The sequence below is a fragment of the Citrobacter sp. RHBSTW-00017 genome, assembly GCF_013797615.1.
GTDB lineage: Bacteria > Pseudomonadota > Gammaproteobacteria > Enterobacterales > Enterobacteriaceae > Citrobacter > Citrobacter braakii.
Genome location: NZ_CP056899.1, coordinates 3,221,406 through 3,244,969, shown reverse-complemented (window position 1 = coordinate 3,244,969; position 23,564 = coordinate 3,221,406). Strand labels below are relative to the sequence as shown.

The following is a 23,564-nucleotide window of genomic DNA, read 5'->3' as shown; positions in this document are numbered from 1 at the left end:
TTACAAAATGCCAACCGTTACTGACGAAAAGCCGAGGTGTTTTTTTAAGACGCAAGAATCCGCTAGCAGAGATAAAAAAACAGGACCGAAGTCCTGTTTTTTAGGCATTTAACAAAGAGGTCTGCTATTAGAACTGGTAAACGATACCCACTGCAACGGTGTCGTCAGAGCCTACGCCCAGTTTGTTGTCAGAATCGATCTGGTTGATGATGTAATCAACATAGGTGGACATGTTTTTGTTGAAGTAGTAAGTCGCACCCACTTCGAAGTAGTTCACCAGATCTACGTCGCCGATTCCTTCGATGTCCTTACCTTTAGATTTGGTATAGGCGAGGGACGGACGCAGGCCGAAGTCGAACTGGTACTGAGCAACCAACAGGACGTCTTCAGTTTTGTTAGCATAACCGTTAGCGATACGGGTTGCGTTACGGGTTTCGCTGTAGTTCGCCGCCAGGTAGATGTTGTTAGCATCGTATTTCAAGCCGGTCGCCCACTGCTCAGCTTTGTCGCCGTGGCCACGCAGAAGTGGGTTTTGCTGGGCATCGGTACGATCAGCTGCACCATACGCACCTACGATACCAAAACCTTCGAATTCGTAGCTAACAGAGCCGCCAACGCCATCACCGTTAGAGCGACGAACGTCATCACGCTCGTTTTTGCCCAGGTACTGAACAGCGAAGTTCAGGCCTTCAACCAAACCGAAGAAGTTAGAGTTACGGTAAGTTGCGAGACCGCCGTTACGCTGGGAGAAGAACTGGTCGGAAGCAGCAGTGTCACCACCGAATTCTGGCAGCATATCGGTGTAACCCAGTGCATCGTAAACGACGCCGTAGTTACGACCGTAATCGAAGGAGCCTGCGTCACCAAATTTCAGACCGGCAAACGCCAGACGGGTTTTGTTGCCATTCTGAGCATCATCACCGCCTTCAGAGTTATTGCCGCTGAACTGGTATTCCCACTGGCCGTAACCGGTCAGTTGGTCGTTAATCTGAGTTTCCCCTTTGAAACCAAGACGGGCGTAAGTCTGATCGCCATTAGGTGCGTAGGCATTGTCACCGTTGTGCTTGGAAAAATAGTGCAGACCTACTGCTTTACCGTACAGGTCTACTTTGTTGCCATCTTTGTTATAGATTTCTGCAGCGTTAGCTGCCCCGGCTACCAGCAGAGCAGGGATAACCACTGCCAGAATATTGCGCTTCATCATTATTTATTACCCTCATCGGTTTTTATATGACACCTGCCACTGCCGCCAATAATTTCCGTCAATAAAAATTTACGGAACTATTGATGAGAGTTTGGTGTCTTTATGTGTCTGACAGGCATCTTTCCATTCAAACTATCGTTTCGCTACCGTCAAAGTGCTACAAATATAAAGATTTGGTTTCAAAAAGAAAAAGTGTGTAACAAAATGTTATTTTTGTGCAACTTTGTGAACAACTTCAAATTTCAGATGTCCGTACGCTAAAAATCACCGCTTCTATTTCTATTTATATGATTTTCTTATATTTAATTTAGATAAACTCCTTTTTTCTCTGTTCTGCCATAAAGTTCCTGCTTTACAGATGGCTATTTCTGGACGTCTGGAATGCCGTGCAAATGGTCAGAAAATGTACTATTTAATCAGAAAATGCTAATCCACAATAAAAATGCTGATTATTTTTTGTTCAAATATGTTGCGGTGAAATATTACGTAACAGGAAGGGGGAAGGCGAAGGGTTGTGTTAAACGCGGGAGGGGGATCCCAAAACGTGAAGCGGTGACAAAAAAAGCCAGCAATGCTGGCTTTTGTATCAAAAATGCAGGGTTAGAACGTGGCGTTACGCGGGGTACGCGGGAACGGAATAACGTCACGGACGTTCTGCACGCCGGTAACGTAAGCGATCAAACGCTCAAAGCCCAAACCGAAGCCGGAATGTGGAACGGTACCGTAGCGACGCAGGTCGCGATACCACCAGTAATCTTCTTTGTTCAGACCCATTTCCAGCATACGGGCATCCAGTACGTCCAGACGCTCTTCACGCTGAGAACCACCGATGATTTCACCGATTCCTGGAGCCAGTACGTCCATTGCTGCAACGGTTTTACCGTCTTCGTTAAGGCGCATATAAAACGCTTTGATATCTTTCGGGTAGTTTTTAACGACGACCGGCGCTTTAAAGTGCTCTTCAGCAAGGTAACGTTCGTGCTCAGAAGACAGATCCACACCCCAGTAAACCGGGTTTTCGAACTGTTTGCCGCATTTTTCCAGAATGCTTACCGCGTCGGTGTAATCCACCTGCGCGAAGTCAGCCTCAATGAAACGTTCCAGGCGTGAAATCGCGTCTTTGTCGACACGTTCGGCGAAGAATTTCATATCATCCGCACGCTCAGCCAGTACGGCTTTGAACGCGTACTTCAGCATCGCTTCAGCCAGGCCTGCAACATCGTTCAGGTCGGCGAAAGCCACTTCCGGTTCCAGCATCCAGAACTCTGCCAGGTGACGACTGGTATTAGAGTTTTCTGCACGGAACGTCGGGCCAAAGGTATAAATTTTGGACAGAGCACAGGCGTAGGTTTCGCCGTTCAGCTGACCAGAAACGGTCAGGAAAGCTTCTTTACCAAAGAAGTCTTTGTCGAAATCGACTTTGCCCTGATCGTTACGCGGCAGGTTTTCCAGATCCAGCGTAGACACGCGGAACATTTCACCGGCACCTTCGGTGTCGGAAGCGGTGATCAGCGGAGTCGATACCCAAAAGAAACCCTGCTCGTGGAAGAAGCGATGCAGCGCTTGCGCCAGCGTATGACGTACACGCGCGACGGCACCAATCATGTTGGTACGTGGACGCATGTGCGCCACTTCACGCAGATACTCAATGCTGTGACGCTTAGCCGCCATTGGATAGGTATCAGGATCTTCAACCCAGCCGGCTACTTCAACCTCAGTGGCCTGAATTTCAAAGCTCTGTCCTTGTCCAGGTGATGCAACGACTTTACCCGTTACGATAACTGAACAACCCGTCGTCAGGCGCAGTACGTCCTGATTGTAATTGGGCAGAGAATTATTGATGACGGCCTGTACAGGATCAAAGCAGGAACCGTCATAAACGGCGAGGAAGGAGATGCCAGCTTTTGAATCTCGGCGGGTACGCACCCATCCGCGCACGGTGACTTCGCTGTCAACGGCTACGCGGCCCTGGAGTACGTCGGCTACAGGCACAACGCTCATAATATTCTCTCTGTTAATAGTCGGATATATAAACACATGTCCACCCGTAATGGGGGGGATACCTATGTTACCTGGCATCTGCAATCAGACAAGCAGAATTCGTAGCTGGAGTGAAAGATTTCGGAAATTAACGTGAAAAGGGAGCCAAACTGGCTCCCTGGAAGGTTTAACTGGCTTTTTTAATATGCGGCAAATCGAAGGCTTTGCGTAGCGCGCGCACGAACGCTTTATCGTGGCAGATGGTTTTACCCGGGCTATCAGATAACTTCGCCACGGGTTTGCCGTTACATTCCACCAGCTTGATTACAATATTGAGCGGCTTAACCTGGGGAATATCACAGGTTAAACGTGTGCCAATACCAAAACTCAACTGCACACGAGAAGAGAAGTGGCGGTAGAGCTCAATCGCTTTTTTCAAATCGAGGTTATCTGAAAACACTAGCGTTTTGCTCAGCGGATCAATGCCCAGTTTTTCATAATGGGCGATGGCTTTTTCACCCCATTCCAACGGGTCGCCTGAGTCATGGCGTAAACCCTGATAGCGGGTCGCAAACTCGACGCCAAAGTCGCGTAAAAACGCATCCATGGTGATGCAATCGGTCAGCGCAATGCCGAGTTGGTCAGGATATTCATTTAACCAGGCGGCCAGGGCAACGCGCTGGCTGGTGGCAAGCTCAGGGCTGATTTGCTGATGAGCCTGGAACCACTCATGCGCCTGCGTGCCCATTGGGGTTAATGACAGGCGGCGGGCCAGATCGTAGTTACTTGTGCCGACAAACCAGGGCTCTCGCTGCAGGCGTTTAACAATAGCCTGCTGTACTTCACGTGAAAAACGACGACGCGTACCGAAATCCATCAGATGAAAGCGGGACATATCGACATCTTTCGTTAAAGCAGAGAATTCTACTAGTTTGCTTTCCAGCTCATCGAGTGCCTGCGGGACGCCTGATTCGGGCGAACGGTAACGGTGTACCATCTCGCTGATAACCGCTAGCAGCGGGACTTCCCACATGATCACTTCACGCCACGGCCCGGTTAAGCGGATGTTCAGCTTACCGTTATCATTGGTGACGCAAACCTGTTCCGGGTTATAGCGGAAATCACGTAACCAGGTGAGGTAATCAGCTTTAAAGAAAGGCAGGCCGGAGAGCCACTGGTACTCGTCCTCCTGCAGTCGCAGGTGTTGCATAGCATTCACCTGCTCACGAATAGAATCGGCATAAATACCGAGCAGGTCATCGCCACGGCAACGAAATTCAGCCGCTACTTGTACATCATAGTAGTGGTGAAAAACGGCTTGCTGCATATGCAACTTATAAGCGTCTGTATCCAGCAGCGAGTGCAGAACAGGAGAAGCGAATTGTGTCATAGGTGCGCAGTAGCATCCTCTCACGGGAGCGTTTAGTACAATAAACAACTAAGAAAACCGCTGGAGTATACCTTGTTTAGCGATTTATTGAACCCCGATCACACCATAAGCTGTCTTTCTGGTCGAGGGCAATTCGTGCCGCGTGTTATAAAAATGTAGCAAAAAGGGTGTTTGTGCCTGAAAAGATGAACATTCTGCGTAGCGCGATTTACGCAACAGGAATAGACTGAAGCCGAGACTCTACCAAAGATGCTAAAGGTTTTTTATGACACAACAGCCACAAGCCAAATACCGTCACGACTATCGTGCGCCGGATTACCAGATTACTGATATTGACTTGACCTTTGACCTGGATGCTGAAAAAACCGTGGTCACCGCCGTGAGCCAGGCTGTCCGTCATGGCGCGTCCGATGCGCCCCTGCGCCTGAATGGCGAAGATCTGACCCTGGTGTCGATCCACGTGAACGACGAGCCGTGGGCAGAGTATAAAGAAGAAGAGGGCGCTCTGGTCATCAGTCAACTGCCAGAACGTTTCACGTTGCGTATCGTGAATGAAATTAGCCCGGCGGCCAATACCGCGCTGGAAGGACTGTACAAGTCCGGCGACGCGCTGTGCACCCAGTGTGAAGCGGAAGGGTTTCGCCATATTACCTGGTATCTCGACAGGCCGGATGTCCTGGCGCGTTTTACCACCAAAATTATCGCCGATAAAACCCAATATCCGTTCCTGCTCTCCAACGGTAACCGCGTGGCGCAGGGGGAACTGGAAAATGGTCGTCACTGGGTACAGTGGCAGGATCCGTTCCCGAAACCGTGTTATCTGTTTGCGCTGGTAGCCGGTGATTTCGACGTCCTGCGCGACACCTTTACCACCCGTTCCGGGCGTGAAGTGGCGCTGGAACTGTACGTCGATCGCGGCAACCTGGACCGCGCGCCGTGGGCGATGACCTCGCTGAAAAACTCCATGAAATGGGATGAAGAGCGCTTTGGCCTCGAATATGACCTCGACATTTATATGATTGTCGCGGTCGATTTCTTCAACATGGGGGCGATGGAGAATAAAGGTCTGAACATCTTTAACTCCAAATATGTGCTGGCACGTACCGATACCGCCACCGACAAAGACTACCTCGATATTGAGCGCGTCATCGGTCACGAATATTTCCACAACTGGACCGGCAACCGCGTGACCTGTCGCGACTGGTTCCAGTTGAGCCTGAAAGAGGGGCTAACCGTGTTTCGCGATCAGGAGTTCAGTTCCGATCTCGGCTCACGCGCGGTAAACCGGATCAGCAATGTACGCACCATGCGCGGCCTGCAGTTTGCCGAAGATGCCAGCCCAATGGCGCATCCTATCCGTCCGGATATGGTCATTGAAATGAACAACTTCTATACCCTGACCGTGTACGAAAAGGGCGCTGAAGTTATTCGTATGATCCACACCCTGCTCGGTGAGGCTAACTTCCAGAAAGGGATGCAGTTGTACTTTGAGCGTCATGACGGCAGCGCTGCAACCTGTGATGATTTCGTGCAGGCGATGGAAGATGCGTCCAACGTCGATCTATCGCATTTCCGCCGCTGGTACAGTCAGTCCGGTACGCCGATTCTGACCGTGCGTGATGACTACAATCCATCCACTGAGCAGTACACGCTGACTATCAGCCAGCGCACGCCGGCCACGCCGGATCAGGCCGAAAAACAGCCGCTGCATATTCCTTTCGCCCTCGAGTTGTATGACAACCAAGGGAAAGTGATCCCGCTGCAAAAAGGCGGGCACCCGGTGAATTCCGTACTCAATGTCACTCAGGCTGAGCAGACGTTTGTCTTCGATAACGTCTACTTCCAGCCGGTTCCGGCACTGCTGTGCGAATTTTCCGCACCGGTAAAACTGGAATACAAATGGAGCGATCAGCAACTGACTTTCTTGATGCGTCATGCGCGTAACGATTTCTCTCGTTGGGACGCGGCGCAAAGCTTGCTGGCGACCTATATTAAGCTCAACGTAGCCCGCCATCAGCAGGGACAGCCGCTGTCGCTGCCGGTACACGTAGCCGATGCATTCCGGGCGATTTTGCTGGATGAGAAAATCGATCCGGCACTGGCGGCAGAGATTCTGACGCTGCCTTCGGTGAATGAAATTGCTGAACTGTTCGACATCATCGATCCGGTGGCAATAACGGAAGTACGTGAAGCGTTAACTCGCACGCTGGCGGCCGAACTGGCGGATGAATTCCTCGCCATCTATAACGCTAATCATCTTGATGAGTACCGCGTTGAGCATGCCGATATTGGCAAGCGTACGCTACGTAATGCCTGCCTGCGTTTCCTGGCCTTTGGCGAAACCCATCTGGCCGACACGCTGGTCAGCAAGCAGTACCGTGAAGCAAACAATATGACCGATGCGCTGGCGGCGCTGTCCGCGGCAGTCGCGGCGCAACTGCCTTGCCGCGACACGCTAATGCAGGAGTATGACGATAAGTGGCATCATGACGGTCTGGTGATGGACAAATGGTTTATCCTGCAATCCACCAGCCCGGCGAGAAACGTGCTGGAAACGGTACGTGGCTTACTGAAGCACCGTTCCTTCAGTATGAGTAACCCGAACCGAATCCGATCTCTGATTGGCGCCTTTGCTGGCAGCAACCCGGCGGCATTCCATGCGGAAGATGGCAGCGGCTATCAGTTCCTGGTCGACATGCTGACTGAACTCAATAGCCGTAACCCGCAGGTGGCGTCACGTCTGATTGAGCCGCTGATTCGCTTAAAACGGTATGATGCAAAACGTCAGACGCAGATGCGCGCGGCGCTGGAACAGCTGAAAGGTCTGGAGAATCTCTCCGGCGATCTGTTCGAGAAGGTAACCAAAGCGTTAGCCTGAAACGTTGACCTGTCGTTTTGTAAGCCGGATTAGGCGGTAACGCCGCTATCCGGCAAAAGGCCCGGTGGCGCTTGCGCTTACTGGGCCTGATTTTTCTGAATGCTTATCCATGCCGGCGGATCGGCTGTTCCGTTTCGCTACGCTGCATTACCCGGTTTAACACTTCTGCTTCCAGCTCTGCCAGACGCACCGAACCAATCCGGCGTGGTCGCGCAATATCCACCGTTAAATCCAGTCCGATTTTTCCATCTTCAATAAGCAACACGCGATCGGCCATTGCCACCGCTTCACTGACGTCATGGGTGACCAGCAGTACGGTAAAGCCGTGCTCTTGCCATAAAGAGACAATCAGCTCCTGCATTTCAAGGCGGGTTAAGGCATCCAGCGCACCGAGGGGTTCATCCAGCAGCAGCAGACCGGGACGATGAATTAATGCCCGCGCCAGGGCCACGCGCTGTTTTTGTCCACCGGACAGGGCGGCAGGCCATTCCTGAGCACGATTCTCCAGCCCAACTGCGGCCAGCGCGTCCCGGGCCGCATCGCGCCAGTGACCTTTCAGACCCAGACCCACATTATCGATAACCGTCTTCCAGGGTAGCAGACGCGCATCCTGAAACATCATTCGCGTATCCTCCTGAATTTCTGCCAGCGGGGTGGTTCCGGCAAGTAATGCACCTGAGGTGGGAGACTCCAGCCCAGCCAGCAGACGCAGCAACGTGCTTTTACCTCCTCCGCTGCGGCCAACCACGGCAACAAACTGTCCGGCCTGAATGTGCAAATCTAACTGATTGAGCACCGTATTGGCGGCGTATTGTTTCGTCACGGCACTCAGTAAAAGCGGCGTGCCTTGGTTCAAACGAGCGGTATTCATACGGTAGCCTCCTTCACATGGTAAGCCGGGTTCCAGCGCAGCCAGATTCGCTCCAGCCATTGGGCGCTGACGTCGGCAAGTTTGCCGAGCAGGGCGTAGAGAATAATGGCCACCACGACCACATCGGTTTGCAGAAATTCGCGGGCGTTCATTGCCAGGTAACCAATGCCGGCATTGGCTGAAATGGTTTCCGCGACAATAAGCGTCAACCACATCAGCCCGAGAGCAAAACGCACGCCAACCATAATCGAGGGCAGGGCGCCGGGGAGGATCACATGAATAAATAGTGAAAAACCAGACAGCCCATAGCTGCGAGCCATCTCTACCAGACCGCGATCGATATTGCGGATCCCATGCCAGGTGTTGATGTAAATCGGAAAAAGCGTGCCCAGCGCGACGAGAAAGATCTTGGCGGATTCATCAATGCCGAACCACAAAATCACCAGTGGGATCAGCGCCAGATGCGGCACGTTACGCAGCATCTGCACCGAAGTATCCAGCAGGCGTTCTCCCCACCGCGAAAGACCGCTAATCAGTCCCAGCGTCAGGCCAATCGATCCGCCGATGGAGAAGCCTACCAGCGCGCGCCAGGAGCTGATCGCCAGATGCTGCCAAAGCTCGCCGCTGGCGGAAAGCGTCCAGAAGGCTTCGACAACGCCCTCCGGAGAGGGCAGGATGCGGGTGGACAACCAGCCCATTGATGATGCGAGCTGCCAGAGCGCGACCAACCCAACCGGTAAAAACCAGGGCGCGAGGCGCAGTAACCACCTGTTTTTCGGCGTTGCCATCAGCAGGCTCCTTAGCTTTGCGCGATTTTGCGTGGGATAAATTCGTTTGCCACCGCTTCGCCTTGTTGATGCTGGCGCTGCGGCTGCGGAATTTCTGGTATAGCGACATCCAGATGTGGGAACAGCAGCTCGCCAACCTTGTATGCCTCTTCCAGATGTGGATACCCGGACAACACAAAACTGTCGATTCCCAGTGCGGCATACTCGTTGATACGCGCCGCGACCGTCGGACCATCTCCGACCAGCGCGGTACCCGCGCCACCGCGCACCAGTCCTACTCCTGCCCACAGGTTCGGGCTGATTTCCAGTTTGTCGCGTTTACCGTTGTGCAGTGCAGCCATTCGCTGCTGACCAACCGAATCCGTTCTTGAGAAGGCGGCCTGGGCTTTGGCAATGGTGTCGTCATCCAGATGGGCTATCAGACGATCCGCTGCCTGCCACGCCTCTTGCGTTGTCTCCCGGACGATCACATGCAGACGAATACCAAAGCGGATCTTGCGCCCGAGCGCCGCCGCTTTGGCCCGCACCTGTTCAATCTTCTCTTTCACCTGTTCAGGCGGCTCGCCCCAGGTCAGATAGAGATCAACCTGCTCGGCAGCAAGATCTTGGGCGACATCAGACGAACCGCCGAAATAAAGCGGTGGCCGGGGTTGTTGTACAGGAGGGAAAAACAGTTTCGCGCCGCGGACATGAATGTGTTTGCCGTTGAAATCCACGGTTTCACCTTGCAGCAAACGCCGCCAGACCTGAGTGAATTCAGCAGAGGTTTCATAGCGCTCGGTGTGATCAAGGAACACGCCGTCACCCGCTAGCTCTTGTGGATCGCTGCCGGTTACCAGGTTGAACAACGCCCGGCCGTTAGAGAGTCTGTCGAGCGTCGCGGCCTGGCGGGCGGCGACCGTCGGCGAGGTTACGCTTGGACGTAGCGCGACCAGAAACTTTAATCGCTGGGTGACCGGGATCATCGACGCGGCGACCAGCCAGGCATCTTCACAGGAGCGACCGGTTGGGATCAGAACGCCGGTAAATCCCAGGCGATCGGCTGTTTGCGCAATTTGTTGCAAATAACCGTGATCGACTGGGCGCGAACCTTCTTCCGTCCCCAGATAATGACCGTCACCGTGGGTGGGTAAAAACCAGAACATGTTCAGACTCATAATTTTTCTCCTGCCTGCTGAGTGGGTTGCCAGATACGCTGGCGAATATCGATTTTTTTCGGCACCAGACGGTTGTCATAAAATAGATCGGCGGTTTGTTGTTGTAGGGCGGCAACAGAGGCGCTGACGGGCGTAATGGTGGTTGGCGGACGGTGATCCAGATAAGACGCAATTACCGGCTCGGGCAGGCCCATGGTTTTAGCCAGCAGAGTAATGCTTTGCTGGCGTTGGCTGAGAGTTAACGCATCCGCCTGGCTAAAGGTATCCAGCACGCCAAGAACAAAAGTGCTATTTTTTTCGGCATAAGGACGTGCAGCGAGATAAAACGAACCGGTCTGCTTGAGGTCTGAGCCATCTTTCAGCACGCGCACATCACCTTGCAGTAATGCGGCCGAATAGTAAGGATCCCAGATAGCCCACGCATCGACGTTTCCTTGCTGGAAGGCCGCTCGCGCATCGGCGGGGGTCAGATAAGTCGGTTGAATATCGGTAAATTTCAACCCTGCCTGTTGCAGCGCCCGGAGCAGTAAATTGTGGGCGCTGGAACCTTTCTGGAAGGCGACTTTATGCCCTTTGAGCTGCGCAACGCTCTGGATCGGGCTATTTTTCGGCACCAGAATCACTTCGGCTTTCGGTTTGGGTGGTTCGACGCCCACATAAACCAGATCGGCTCCGGCGGCCTGGGCGAAAATTGGCGGAATGTCACCGGTACTGCCGAGATCGATACTGCCGATATTGAGTGCTTCCAGCATTTGCGGTCCAGCCGGGAACTCAATCCACGAGATTTTGGTCTGTGGGTAACGTTTCTCCAGTAGCTGATGACTTTTTGCCAGCACCATGCTGACGCTTCCTTTCTGGTAGCCAATGCGCAGGGCATCCGGAGCCGATTCTGCGGCATGCGCCAAGGATGACAGGGACAGCAGCCCGGTAAATGCCAGCCATGGGGTGTGACGCTTGAGCAGATTAAGCATGGGCGGCACCTCGCAGGGCGTTCAGTTGCGGGAGTTGGAGATCGCGACGATGCAACGCCAGCCAGAAAGTGTCGAGCGCACTGTCCAGGCGCTGCTGCAGGTTGGGCGTAAACTGCGGTTTATGCTGATAATCGATGACCTGTGAATCATCGGCAAACACGCCGTGCAGGATCTCCTGAGCCTTTAACGCGCTCAGCACCGGTTTCAGCGCGTAATCGACGGCCAGTAAATGCGCCACACTGCCGCCAGTCGCCAGCGGCAAAACCACTTTTCCTTCCAGCGCCCGCTCGGGGAGCAGATCGAGCAGCGTTTTCAGTGCGCCAGAGTAAGCGGCTTTGTAGACCGGCGTTGCGACAATCAGCCCGTCAGCATCCTGCAGTTGTTCGATAAATGTTTTCAGCGCCGGACTGTCAAAACGGGCATAGATCAGGTCTTCCGGGGCAAAGTTGTGCAGGTTCCAGTGAAAGACTTCGACATCCTGGCCGTTCAATTTTTCTCGGGCATATTCCAGTAACGCGCTGGAGCGAGAGGGAAAGCGTGGGCTTCCCGCCAGAGTGATGACGCGCATAATTTCATTCTCCCCTTATAACCAATTGTTTGCTTTTAATTAACATTGATAACAATTTGTGCAGTCTGGCAGAGAGACTTTGTTTATCGAAATGATTTATACGGGATAGAAAAGTTGAAAAATGAATAAAAAGAAGGAAGCAGGAAAACGATTGCTATTTATTGCCGCAGGTCAATTCCCTTTTTGCTCGCGATCGCACATAATACGCCCCCGGTTTGCACACCGGGAATCCAGGAGAGTTCATGTACTACCCCTTCGTTCGTAAAGCCCTTTTCCAGCTCGATCCAGAGCGCGCTCATGAATTGACATTTCAGCAATTACGTCGCATTACCGGCACGCCGCTCGAAGCGCTTGTCCGCCAGAAAGTACCCGCAAAACCGGTTACCTGTATGGGGCTGACGTTTAAAAATCCACTCGGGCTTGCTGCCGGACTGGATAAAGACGGGGAGTGCATTGATGCGCTCGGCGCGATGGGATTTGGTTCCATTGAGATTGGTACCGTGACGCCGCGTCCTCAGCCGGGTAATGATAAACCACGTCTGTTTCGTCTGGTCGATGCAGAGGGTTTGATCAACCGCATGGGGTTTAATAACCTAGGGGTTGATAACCTGGTTGAGAACGTCAAAAAATCGCATTTTGACGGTATTCTGGGGATTAATATTGGTAAGAATAAAGATACTCCGGTAGAGAACGGCAAAGATGACTATCTGATTTGTATGGAAAAAGTCTATGCTTATGCTGGTTATATCGCGATTAATATCTCTTCACCGAATACGCCGGGATTACGTACGCTGCAATATGGTGAGGCGCTGGATGATCTTCTGACAGCAATTAAAAATAAGCAAAATGATCTGCAAGCGATCCACCATAAATATGTTCCAGTGGCGGTTAAGATCGCCCCGGATCTTTCTGTGGAAGAACTGATCCAGGTTGCTGACAGTTTAGTTCGTCATAATATTGATGGCGTAATTGCGACTAACACCACTCTCGATCGTTCTCTCGTTCAGGGAATGAAAAATTGCGATCAAATGGGCGGCCTGAGCGGTCGACCGTTACAATTAAAAAGTACAGAAATTATTCGCCAGTTGTCTCAGGAATTAAAAGGTCAGCTGCCGATTATTGGGGTTGGTGGTATCGACTCAGTAATCGCGGCGCGTGAGAAAATAGCTGCCGGTGCTTCTTTGGTACAGATTTATTCGGGCTTTATTTTTAAAGGCCCACCGTTGATTAAAGAAATCGTCACCAATATCTGAATGCTACCTTAATCACAATCCAGGGCTTTATTTCTGGCCCTGGTTGTTTTATATTCCTTTACTGTTGCTTATTTAAACATTCTGAGCTTTTATTATTAAGGCAATAAACGAAGCGGCAAAAGGATACTGTCGTAATGGTGATGATTAAGGAAAGGAGAGAAACTGATGCGAATTAAACCCGACGATAACTGGCGCTGGTATTATGATGAAGAGCACGATCGTATGATGCTCGATTTGGCCAATGGCATGTTATTCCGTTCGCGTTTTGCTCGTAAAATGCTCACTCCAGATGCATTTTCTCCGTCGGGTTTTTGTGTTGATGACGCCGCGCTTTATTTTTCGTTTGAAGAAAAATGTCGCTACCTGGATTTAGCCAAAGAGCAAAAGGCGGAACTGGTGCTTAATGCGCTGGTGGCGATTCGTTACCTTAAACCGCAAATGCCAAAAAGCTGGCACTTTGTCGCACACGGTATTAACTGGTCGCCAGTCGTGGGGGATGCTGCTTGTGTGGATTTAAGCGATACGGATGAACAGGTAAACCTGTTAGTGGTTGAACCGGGTGAAAATGCCGCGCTTTGTCTGCTTGCACAACCTGGTGTGGTTATTGCCGGGCGCACAATGCAGCTTGGCGACGCGATTAAAATAATGAATGACAGACTGAAACCGCAGGTTATTGCCGACAGTTTCAGCCTTGAGCAGGCGGTTTAACTCTCCAGCCTGATTGTCGTTTTGGGAACGCAACTGCAGCACAGAATCGTCCCGTCATCCCCAATCGCTGATTTTTTCAGCGGACTAACTTCGCCTTCCAACAGTCGAATTCGACAGCATCCGCAAATTCCTGCCCGGCATGAATAGGGCACCCTGATACCCTGGTTTTCCAACTGTTCAAGCAATACCTGCTGATTATTTCCGCGAAAGGTCTGGCCCTGCCAGTCAATAAGTACCGTGGCATCGGGTTGTTGTTCCTGTGCGGTATCGTCTGGCTCCGCCGCACCGTAAGCTCTGGCGGGACCGGTTGCCAAAATCTCTACCTCATCGCCGACGCGAATAACGCCACTGTTGCGTGCGATAAGATTCTGGCCGAAATCGACGTCGCCGTTATCCACCGCTGTCCGGAAGGTTTGCAGCGTGGCGAGCGGCTCGCCAGACGGATGTTTCTGGCCTTTTTCTGGGCTAACGGTAGTGAAAATGCAGCGGCTACAGGGTTTTGCCACATCAAAAATGACGTCGCCAATGCGAATCACTTTCCAGGTGTCTTCTGCCCAGGCGTCAGCCCCCGAAACCACCAGATTGGGGCGAAACTGTTCCATTTTGACGCCTGCCGGACAGCGCTGTTGCACATCGCGCAGAGATGCTTCGTTGGCCAGCAGGTAGGGATAACCATCGGCAAAGGACAAAGGAACATCAGCGTGGCGCTTCACCCGGCGTGTCAGTTGCGGACCCACCCAGCGCAACTGCACGTCACGGGAGAAAAAGCCGCTCAGCCACAGGTTGATAGCCGCTGGCGCAATACGCGCGGTAAAATGATTTCCCCACACTTCAGTCGGCGCATCCTGGGTGGCGAAGTCTGCGAATCGCACGAGCGCGCTGCTGCCGTCTGGAGCCGTGAGATGAAGTCCATCGTGGAAAGGGGAAGGGGTAAAGCGGACCATTTGCGGGAACTGTCGGGCGGTAATGAACGTCCCGTCGGGTTCGGTAATCATAAATATACGATCCAGGGCGAGACCGCTCACGTCTGCCAGGGCGTGCGTGAGTCCAATTCCACGCATTGATTTCACCGGATGAATAAAAAGTCGGGTCAACGTTACCACTGCACAGCCCCTTGAACGAAAATAAGCCTTCAACTTTATGACATACAGCCCATATTAGCTATAATGCGCAGCAATTTTCTAGGAGTAAAAGTGACATTATGAATTCTCTGTTTGCCAGTACGGCCCGTGGGCTGGAAGAGCTGTTAAAAACTGAACTGGAAAACCTCGGCGCGCTGGAGTGTCAGGTCGTTCAGGGTGGGGTCCATTTTAAGGGCGACACGCGGCTTGTTTACCAGAGCCTGATGTGGAGCCGCCTGGCCTCGCGCATTATCCTGCCGATGGGAGAGTGCAAGGTCTACAGCGATCTTGATCTGTACCTCGGCGTTCAGGCAATCGACTGGACAGAGATATTTAATCCTGGTGCTACGTTTGCCGTCCATTTTAGCGGCCTGAACGAGACCATTCGTAACAGCCAGTACGGCGCGCTGAAGGTCAAGGATGCGATTGTCGATGCCTTTACCCGCAAAAATCTGCCGCGTCCGAATGTGGATCGTGAATCTCCGGATCTGCGAATCAATGTCTGGTTGAACAAAGATACCGCCAGCATTGCGCTCGATCTGAGCGGTGACGGTTTGCATCAGCGCGGTTATCGCGATCGCGCGGGTCAGGCGCCGATTAAAGAGACGCTGGCCGCCGCTATTGTTATGCGTTCTGGCTGGCAGCCGGGCACACCGTTACTCGATCCGATGTGCGGCTCCGGCACGCTGCTGATTGAAGCGGCGATGTGGGCAACCGATCGCGCGCCGGGCCTGCATCGCGGGTACTGGGGCTTTAGCGGTTGGGCACAGCACGATGAAGCCGTCTGGCAAGAGGTTAAAGCCGAAGCTCAGGTGCGTGCGCGTAAGGGGCTTGCTGACTATACTTCGCACTTCTATGGCTCCGACAGCGATGCGCGCGTGATTGAAAAAGCGCGTAGTAACGCCCGCCGCGCAGGTATTGCCGATCTGATGACATTTGACGTTAAAGATGTCGCCAAACTGAGTAATCCACTGCCGAAGGGACCGTATGGTACGGTGATCAGTAACCCGCCCTACGGCGAACGTCTGGATAGCGAACCGGCGCTGATTGCCCTGCATAGCTTGCTGGGCCGTACGATGAAAAACCAGTTTGGCGGCTGGAACTTGTCGCTGTTCAGTGCCTCTCCGGATTTGCTCAGCAGCCTGCAATTGCGTGCTGATAAGCAGTTCAAAGCGAAAAACGGTCCGCTGGATTGCGTACAGAAAAACTATCACGTTGCAGAGACCACTGCGGACAGCAAGCCAGCCACGGTCGCGGAAGATTATGCCAACCGCCTGCGCAAGAATATCAAGAAGCTGGAAAAATGGGCTCGTCAGGAAGGAATTGAATGCTATCGCCTGTATGATGCTGACCTGCCGGAATACAACGTTGCAGTGGACCGTTACGGTGAGTGGGTCGTGGTTCAGGAATACGCTCCGCCGAAGACGGTCGATGCGCAAAAAGCACGTCAACGTCTGTTCGATATCATTGCCGCAACGCTGTCGGTCCTGGAAATCGCGCCAAATAAACTGGTGCTGAAAACCCGTGAGCGCCAGAAAGGGAAGAACCAGTATCAGAAGATGAATGAGAAGGGTGAATTCATTGAGGTAAGCGAGTACAACGCGCGCCTGTGGGTCAACCTGACAGACTATCTTGATACCGGTTTGTTCCTCGATCACCGTATTGCGCGCCGCATGCTGGGCCAGATGAGTAAAGGTAAGGATTTCCTTAACCTGTTCTCCTACACCGGCAGTGCCAGCGTTCATGCCGGACTGGGCGGTGCGCGTAGCACCACGACGGTTGATATGTCGCGTACTTACCTGGAGTGGGCTGAGCGTAACCTGCGGCTGAACGGCTTGAGTGGTCGCGCTCACCGTTTAATTCAGGCCGATTGCCTGGGCTGGCTGCGCGATGCCAATGAACAGTTTGATCTGATTTTCATCGATCCGCCGACGTTCTCTAACTCAAAACGTATGGAAGACTCGTTTGATGTACAGCGCGATCATCTGGCGCTGATGAAAGATCTGAAACGTCTGCTGCGTAAAGACGGCACGATCATGTTCTCCAACAACAAGCGTGGGTTCCGTATGGATCTCGACGGTCTGGCTGAACTGGGATTAAAAGCACAAGAAATCACCCAAAAAACGCTTTCCCAGGACTTCGCCCGTAACCGTCAGATCCACAATTGCTGGCTGATTACCGCAGCCTGAAAGGATAAATAAATGTCATTGATCAGTATGCATGGTGCATGGCTGTCGTTCAGCGATGCGCCGCTTCTTGATAATGCAGAACTGCATATCGAAGATAACGAACGCGTCTGTCTGGTTGGCCGTAATGGCGCAGGTAAGTCGACGCTGATGAAGATCCTCAACCGTGAACAGGGTCTTGACGACGGGCGTATTATTTATGAGCAGGACCTGGTTGTGGCGCGTCTGCAGCAGGATCCGCCGCGTAATGTTGAGGGCAGCGTCTATGACTTCGTTGCTGAAGGTATTGAGGAACAGGCTGAATATCTGAAGCGTTATCACGATATTTCGCGCCTGGTGATGACCGATCCCAGCGACAGAAACCTGAATGAAATGGCGCGGGTTCAGGAAATGCTCGATCACCATAATCTGTGGCAGCTCGAAAGCCGCATTAATGAAGTGCTGGCGCAACTGGGACTGGATCCTAACGCCGCGCTTTCTTCGCTTTCGGGCGGCTGGCTGCGTAAGGCGGCGCTGGGCCGCGCGTTAGTGAGCAACCCGCGCGTACTGCTGCTGGATGAACCAACTAACCACCTGGATATTGAAACTATCGACTGGCTGGAAGGGTTCCTGAAATCCTTCAATGGGACAATTATTTTCATTTCCCACGACCGTTCATTTATTCGCAATATGGCGACGCGTATTGTTGATCTCGACCGTGGCAAGCTGGTGACCTATCCGGGGAACTACGATCAGTATCTGCTGGATAAAGAAGAATCGCTGCGGGTGGAAGATCTCCAAAATGCGGAATTTGATCGCAAGCTGGCGCAGGAAGAAGTCTGGATCCGTCAGGGCATCAAAGCGCGTCGTACCCGTAATGAAGGCCGCGTGCGGGCACTGAAAGCCATGCGTCGCGAGCGTGGCGAACGTCGCGAAGTGATGGGCACGGCGAAGATGCAGGTCGAAGAGGCGAGCCGTTCTGGCAAGATTGTCTTCGAAATGGAGAATGTTGATTACCAGGTTGATGGAAAGCAACTGGTAAAAGATTTCTCCGCGCAGGTGCAACGTAGCGACAAGATTGCGCTAATTGGACCTAACGGCTGCGGTAAAACAACGCTGCTGAAGCTAATGTTAGGTCAGCTTCAGGCTGATAGCGGACGCATTCACGTCGGCACGAAGCTGGAAGTGGCGTATTTCGATCAGCACCGCGCCGAACTGGATCCGGATAAAACCGTGATGGACAACCTTGCTGAGGGTAAGCAAGAGGTGCTGGTTAACGGTAAACCTCGCCATGTGCTGGGCTATCTCCAGGATTTCCTGTTCCATCCGAAACGGGCGATGACGCCAGTACGTGCGCTCTCTGGTGGGGAACGCAATCGCCTACTGCTGGCGCGTCTTTTTCTCAAACCCAGTAATCTTTTGATTCTCGATGAACCAACGAACGATCTGGACGTCGAAACGCTGGAACTGCTTGAAGAGCTGATTGATAGCTACCAGGGCACCGTGCTGCTGGTGAGCCACGACCGTCAGTTTGTGGATAATACCGTCACCGAATGCTGGATCTTCGAAGGCGGCGGTAAAATTGGTCGTTATGTCGGCGGTTATCATGATGCCCGCAGCCAGCAATCGCAGTATGTGGCGTTTAAACAGCCAGTTGCGAAAAAAACAGAGGAAACCGTTGCTCCTAAAGCAGAAATTGTCAAACGCAGCACGAGCAAACTAAGCTATAAACTGCAGCGCGAACTGGAGCTGCTCCCCGCGCTGCTTGAAGAACTGGAAGCTAAACTGGAAGCATTACAAGCTCAGGTAGCTGACGCCGCTTTTTTCAGTCAGCCGCATGAGCAAACGCAACAGGTATTAGCTAATCTGAACGAAGCTGAACAAGAACTTGAGCAAGCCTTTGAGCGCTGGGAGTATCTTGAGTCTTTGAAGAACGGCGCATAATTTAAAGGAGCACATATGTGCGAACATCACCATGCCGCGAAGCATATTCTGTGCTCGCAGTGTGACATGCTGGTGGCGTTACCTCGCCTTGAGCATGGTCAGAAAGCGGCATGTCCACGATGTGGCACTACGTTAACGGTTGAGTGGGACGCTCCACGGCAGCGTCCTACCGCCTATGTGTTAGCAGCATTATTTATGCTGCTTTTGTCAAACCTCTTTCCCTTTGTGAATATGAATGTTGCGGGGGTGAGCAGCGAAGTGACGCTGCTGCAAATTCCCAGCGTTCTCTTTTCGGAAGATTACGCCAGCCTCGGTACCTTCTTTATCTTATTCGTTCAGTTGGTTCCCGCTTTTTGCTTGTTGACCATTTTGCTGTTGGTGAATCGGGTTCATATGCCTGAGCGGCTTAAAACATGGCTGGCGCGTATTTTGTTTCAGTTAAAAAGCTGGGGAATGGCAGAAATTTTCCTCGCGGGTGTGCTGGTGAGCTTTGTTAAGCTGATGGCCTACGGCGATATCGGCGTGGGCAGCAGCTTCATCCCGTGGTGCATGTTTTGTATGCTCCAGTTGCGGGCTTTCCAGTGTGTGGATCGCCGTTGGCTGTGGGATGATATTGCCCCTATGCCAGCCATTAAGCAGGAATTAAAGCCTGGTGTGCCCGGCATCCGACAAGGATTGCGTTCCTGTTCCTGCTGCACCGCTATTCTTCCGGCAGACGAGCTGGTATGCCCACGCTGTCAGACGAAAGGTTATGTGCGACGTAAAAACAGTCTGCAATGGACATTGGCATTACTGTTTACGTCGATCATGCTTTATCTTCCTGCCAATATTCTGCCGATCATGATCACCGATCTGCTCGGGTCAAAGCTGCCTTCAACGATACTCGAGGGCGTGGTTTTAATCTGGAGCGAAGGCTCTTACCCGGTGGCTGCGGTTATCTTTATCGCCAGTATTATGGTGCCGACGTTGAAAATGATCGCCATTGCCTGGCTGTGTTGGGATGCCAAAGGGCACGGCAAACGCGACAGTGAACGAATGCATTTAATTTACGAGGTTGTAGAATTTGTCGGTCGCTGGTCAATGATCGACGTTTTTGTAATTGCCGTACTCTCTGCGCTGGTGCGCATGGGAGGGTTAATGAACATTTATCCTGCAATGGGTGCTTTGATGTTTGCTTTAGTCGTCATTATGACAATGTTTTCTGCGATGACATTTGATCCCCGTCTGTCGTGGGACCGTGAACCAGATCATGAGGAGTCCTGACAGCATGGAATCTAAAAGTGGGGAAGCCAAAGTGCAAAAGGTAAAAAACTGGTCGCCCGTGTGGATATTCCCTATAGTCACTGCCCTCATTGGCGCGTGGGTCCTGTTTTATCACTACAGTCATCAGGGGCCACAAGTCACGCTGATTACTACCAATGCCGAAGGTATTGAAGGGGGTAAAACGACGATTAAGAGCCGCAGCGTGGATGTCGGTATCGTCGAGAGCGCAACCCTGACTGATGATTTGACCCATGTGGAAATTAAAGCTCGTCTTAACTCCGGAATGGAAAAGCTGCTGCATAAAGATTCTGTCTTTTGGGTGGTGAAGCCGCAGGTTGGACGTGAAGGTATCAGTGGGCTCGGCACGCTATTGTCCGGGGCTTATATTGAACTGCAGCCTGGCAATAAAGGCAGCAAGCTGGAAAATTACCAACTGCTGGATTCACCGCCGCTGGCGCCGCCAGATGCGAAAGGGATCCGTGTGATTCTGGACAGCAAAAAAGCCGGTCAGTTGAGCCCGGGCGACCCGGTTCTGTTCCGTGGTTATCGTGTAGGTTCGGTTGAAACCAGCACATTTGATGCGCAAAAGCGTACGATTAGCTACCAGCTATTTATCAATGCGCCTAACGATCGTCTGGTGACCAGCAATGTGCGTTTCTGGAAGGACAGTGGGATCGCCGTGGATCTTACTTCGGCAGGTATGCGAGTGGAAATGGGCTCTCTCTCCACGCTGTTTGGCGGTGGCGTAAGTTTTGATGTGCCAGAAGGGCTGGAACAAGGCGAACCGGTCGCACAGCAGTCTGCGTTTAATCTTTATGACGACCAAAAAAGTATTCAGGATTCACTGTATACCGATCATATTGATTACCTGATGTTCTTTAAAGATTCAATTCGTGGCCTGCAGCCCGGCGCGCCACTGGAATTCCGTGGCATCCGTTTGGGTACGGTAAGTAAAGTACCTTTCTTCTCACCGAATATGCGTCAGGTCTTCAACAATGATTACCGCATTCCGGTGCTGGTACGTATCGAACCAGAACGTCTGAAGGCACAGCTGGGAGAAGATACTGATGTTGGCGCTCATCTGGCAGAATTGCTTAAACGCGGCTTACGGGCATCGCTGAAAACCGGGAACCTGGTGACTGGCGCTCTGTATGTCGATCTCGACTTCTACCCGAAAGAACCGCCGATTACCGGTGTGCGCGAATTTAACGGTTATCAAATTATTCCGACCGTGAGCGGTGGTCTGGCGCAGATCCAGCAGCGACTGATGGAAGCGCTGGATAAGATTAACAATCTGCCGTTGAACCCGATGATTGAGCAGGCGACCAATACGTTGTCGGAAAGCCAGCGTACGATGAAGCATCTGCAAACCACGCTGGACAACATGAATAAGATCACGTCCAGTCAGTCGATGCAGGATCTTCCGGCGGATATGCAGAACACGCTGCGCGAACTGAACCGTAGTATGCAGGGCTTCCAGCCGGGTTCCGCCGCCTACAACAAGATGGTGGCGGATATGCAGCGTCTTGATCAGGTGCTGCGAGAACTGCAACCGGTACTGAAAACGTTGAACGATAAGAGCAATGCGCTGGTATTTGAAGCGAAGGACAAAAAAGATCCAGAGCCGAAGAGGGCGAAACAATGAAAAAGTGGCTAGTGGCGATGATGGCGGTCTGGCTGACGTCATGCAGCTCCAGCGGAGAAAATAAAAGCTATTACCAGCTTCCTATCGCGCAAGGGGGCGTACAGAGCTCAGCTAACCAGGGTAACCGTCTGCTGTGGGTTGAACAGATTGCGGTCCCGGACTATCTGGCGGGTAATGGGGTGGTTTACCAGACCAGCGATGTGCAATATGTGATAGCGAATAATAATCTCTGGGCCAGCCCCTTAGATCAGCAATTGCGCAATACCCTGGTTACGAACCTCAGTATGCAGTTGCCTGGCTGGGTTGTCGCTTCGCAGCCGCTGGGAAGCACTCAGGACACGTTGAACGTTACCGTGACCGGCTTCCACGGTCGGTACGATGGTAAGGTCATCGTGAGCGGTGAATGGCTGCTGAATCACCAGGGGCAGTTGATCAAGCGTCCATTCCACATTGAAGCTGTACAGACTAAAGACGGCTACGATGAGATGGTGAAGGTTCTGGCCAACGTCTGGAGCCAGGAAGCGACGGCAATGGCTCAGGAGCTGAAACGCATCCCTTAAGCTTAAATAATTGTAAATTATGCCGCCCCTGGTTCATTGCCCGGGGCGGTTTTTTTTATTTTTTTAGCCGTGGAGATAGCTGTTCTGACAGACTATTTTTGTACAAATGATTTTGCGGGTAGCTCACAAATATGACACTGGCGTGAATTTTGCGCATTGACGAGCCTGATGTTTAGGGGTATTCGTTTTAGTGTGATTGCACACTTAGTAATCACTGTTTTCTTTTCCACCAGACCCAAAAGATGAGGGAAACGAGGCATGAAGAGACAAAAACGAGATCGCCTGGAACGGGCACATCAACGTGGATATCAGGCCGGCATTGCCGGACGCTCAAAAGAAATGTGTCCCTATCAGACGCTGAATCAGAGGTCATACTGGCTGGGAGGCTGGCGAGAAGCCATGGGGGATAGGGTTTTAATGGCCTGATTCTGTCTCTTTAGATAAAAGAAACCTCCGCAGAGCGGAGGTTTCGCCTTTTTGCCCACCAGACAAGACGAATAGACGTTAATGTCTGGCTGCTAAGCTGACCTTGATTAGAACGCGGAAGTGTCCTGGAACAGACCCACTTTCAGATCGTTTGCGGTATAGATTAGACGACCATCAACCAGCACTTCACCATCAGCCAGGCCCATGATCAGGCGACGATTAACGATGCGTTTGAAGTGAATGCGGTAAGTCACTTTTTTCGCAGTCGGCAGAACCTGGCCGGTGAATTTAACTTCGCCTACGCCCAGCGCGCGGCCTTTACCTTCGCCGCCCAGCCAGCCGAGATAGAATCCAACCAGCTGCCACATGGCATCCAGACCCAGGCAGCCCGGCATCACCGGATCGCCGATAAAGTGGCATCCGAAGAACCACAGGTCCGGGTTGATATCCAGTTCAGCTTCAACATAACCTTTGTCAAAGTTGCCGCCGGTTTCGGTCATCTTGATGACACGGTCCATCATCAGCATGCTTGGTGCAGGCAGTTGTGGCCCTTTTGCGCCAAACAGCTCACCGCGACCAGAGGCAAGAAGGTCTTCTTTTGTATAGGATTCGCGTTTATCTACCATGTTCTCTGTAAGCCTTATTTTATTGAAGCACGCAGGATAGCTAACA

19 protein-coding genes are annotated in these 23,564 nt (G+C 52.2%); 9 read left to right on the top strand and 10 right to left on the bottom strand.

The window, feature by feature from the left end; all coding sequences use genetic code 11:
- Positions 1–127 precede the first annotated feature (127 nt).
- The 3 genes from ompF to pncB form a co-directional block, all read right to left on the bottom strand.
- The gene (gene ompF, locus HV037_RS15825; RefSeq protein WP_016156126.1) at positions 128–1,204 is read right to left on the bottom strand and encodes a porin OmpF; all 1,077 of its coding nucleotides are present in this window, start codon (positions 1,202–1,204) and stop codon (positions 128–130) included.
- Between the two features lie 600 nt (positions 1,205–1,804).
- Positions 1,805–3,205 carry an asparagine--tRNA ligase gene (asnS, locus tag HV037_RS15820; RefSeq protein WP_016152464.1) on the bottom strand — a complete coding sequence of 467 codons (1,401 nt, stop codon included), beginning with the start codon at positions 3,203–3,205 and terminating at the stop codon, positions 1,805–1,807.
- A gap of 166 nt (positions 3,206–3,371) precedes the next feature.
- Positions 3,372–4,574 (bottom strand): nicotinate phosphoribosyltransferase, encoded by a 1,203-nt coding sequence (gene pncB, locus HV037_RS15815; protein ID WP_103283678.1) that lies wholly within the window; start codon positions 4,572–4,574, stop codon positions 3,372–3,374.
- Positions 4,575–4,839: 265 nt separating this feature from the next.
- Here pncB and pepN point away from each other — a divergent pair, with 265 nt between their 5' ends.
- Positions 4,840–7,452 (top strand): aminopeptidase N, encoded by a 2,613-nt coding sequence (pepN, locus tag HV037_RS15810; RefSeq protein ID WP_019076406.1) that lies wholly within the window; start codon positions 4,840–4,842, stop codon positions 7,450–7,452.
- A gap of 103 nt (positions 7,453–7,555) precedes the next feature.
- Here pepN and ssuB read toward each other — a convergent pair whose 3' ends face one another.
- Genes ssuB through ssuE form a run of 5 tightly spaced genes read right to left on the bottom strand, consistent with a single transcriptional unit; the run spans position 7,556 to position 11,807 of the window.
- Positions 7,556–8,323, bottom strand: a complete 768-nt coding sequence (gene ssuB, locus HV037_RS15805; RefSeq protein ID WP_016152467.1) for an aliphatic sulfonates ABC transporter ATP-binding protein — start codon at positions 8,321–8,323, stop codon at positions 7,556–7,558.
- Positions 8,320–9,111 (bottom strand): aliphatic sulfonate ABC transporter permease SsuC, encoded by a 792-nt coding sequence (gene ssuC / locus HV037_RS15800; protein WP_016156130.1) that lies wholly within the window; start codon positions 9,109–9,111, stop codon positions 8,320–8,322. Before ssuC ends, ssuB begins: the two co-directional genes overlap by 4 nt.
- An 11-nt stretch (positions 9,112–9,122) precedes the next feature.
- A complete protein-coding gene (gene ssuD, locus HV037_RS15795; RefSeq protein WP_103283679.1) occupies positions 9,123–10,268 on the bottom strand; it encodes an FMNH2-dependent alkanesulfonate monooxygenase in 1,146 nt (381 codons plus the stop codon).
- Entirely contained in the window at positions 10,265–11,239 is a 975-nt protein-coding gene (locus HV037_RS15790; RefSeq protein WP_103283680.1) for a sulfonate ABC transporter substrate-binding protein, read from the bottom strand. Before HV037_RS15790 ends, ssuD begins: the two co-directional genes overlap by 4 nt.
- The gene (gene ssuE / locus HV037_RS15785) at positions 11,232–11,807 is read right to left on the bottom strand and encodes an NADPH-dependent FMN reductase (protein WP_016152471.1); all 576 of its coding nucleotides are present in this window, start codon (positions 11,805–11,807) and stop codon (positions 11,232–11,234) included. The genes HV037_RS15790 and ssuE overlap by 8 nt, the downstream gene beginning before the upstream one ends.
- 242 nt (positions 11,808–12,049) lie before the next feature.
- On the opposite strand from ssuE, the gene pyrD reads away from it, so the two are divergent.
- Positions 12,050–13,060 (top strand): quinone-dependent dihydroorotate dehydrogenase, encoded by a 1,011-nt coding sequence (gene pyrD, locus HV037_RS15780; protein ID WP_016152472.1) that lies wholly within the window; start codon positions 12,050–12,052, stop codon positions 13,058–13,060.
- 165 nt (positions 13,061–13,225) lie between these two features.
- Entirely contained in the window at positions 13,226–13,768 is a 543-nt protein-coding gene (gene zapC / locus HV037_RS15775) for a cell division protein ZapC (protein WP_016152473.1), read from the top strand.
- Here the strand turns inward: zapC and HV037_RS15770 are convergent.
- Positions 13,765–14,871: a YcbX family protein gene (locus tag HV037_RS15770; protein ID WP_049271481.1), complete on the bottom strand. Its 1,107-nt coding sequence runs from the start codon at positions 14,869–14,871 to the stop codon at positions 13,765–13,767. The genes zapC and HV037_RS15770 overlap by 4 nt on opposite strands.
- Positions 14,872–14,969: 98 nt before the next feature.
- Here HV037_RS15770 and rlmKL point away from each other — a divergent pair, with 98 nt between their 5' ends.
- From rlmKL to rmf, 6 genes are all read left to right on the top strand, one after another.
- A complete protein-coding gene (gene rlmKL / locus HV037_RS15765; protein ID WP_016152475.1) occupies positions 14,970–17,078 on the top strand; it encodes a bifunctional 23S rRNA (guanine(2069)-N(7))-methyltransferase RlmK/23S rRNA (guanine(2445)-N(2))-methyltransferase RlmL in 2,109 nt (702 codons plus the stop codon).
- A gap of 12 nt (positions 17,079–17,090) precedes the next feature.
- On the top strand, positions 17,091–18,998 hold the full coding sequence (locus HV037_RS15760) for an ABC transporter ATP-binding protein (protein ID WP_065554534.1): 1,908 nt from the start codon (positions 17,091–17,093) through the stop codon (positions 18,996–18,998).
- A gap of 15 nt (positions 18,999–19,013) precedes the next feature.
- A complete protein-coding gene (gene pqiA / locus HV037_RS15755) occupies positions 19,014–20,261 on the top strand; it encodes a membrane integrity-associated transporter subunit PqiA (RefSeq protein WP_016152477.1) in 1,248 nt (415 codons plus the stop codon).
- A gap of 4 nt (positions 20,262–20,265) precedes the next feature.
- Positions 20,266–21,906 (top strand): intermembrane transport protein PqiB, encoded by a 1,641-nt coding sequence (gene pqiB / locus HV037_RS15750; RefSeq protein WP_003836843.1) that lies wholly within the window; start codon positions 20,266–20,268, stop codon positions 21,904–21,906.
- Positions 21,903–22,466 carry a membrane integrity-associated transporter subunit PqiC gene (gene pqiC, locus HV037_RS15745; RefSeq protein ID WP_019076413.1) on the top strand — a complete coding sequence of 188 codons (564 nt, stop codon included), beginning with the start codon at positions 21,903–21,905 and terminating at the stop codon, positions 22,464–22,466. Before pqiB ends, pqiC begins: the two co-directional genes overlap by 4 nt.
- A gap of 258 nt (positions 22,467–22,724) precedes the next feature.
- Positions 22,725–22,892 carry a ribosome modulation factor gene (gene rmf / locus HV037_RS15740; RefSeq protein WP_003035871.1) on the top strand — a complete coding sequence of 56 codons (168 nt, stop codon included), beginning with the start codon at positions 22,725–22,727 and terminating at the stop codon, positions 22,890–22,892.
- 107 nt (positions 22,893–22,999) lie between these two features.
- Here the strand turns inward: rmf and fabA are convergent, their stop codons facing one another.
- Entirely contained in the window at positions 23,000–23,518 is a 519-nt protein-coding gene (gene fabA, locus HV037_RS15735; RefSeq protein ID WP_003035875.1) for a bifunctional 3-hydroxydecanoyl-ACP dehydratase/trans-2-decenoyl-ACP isomerase, read from the bottom strand.
- Between the last annotated feature and the right edge of the window lie 46 nt (positions 23,519–23,564).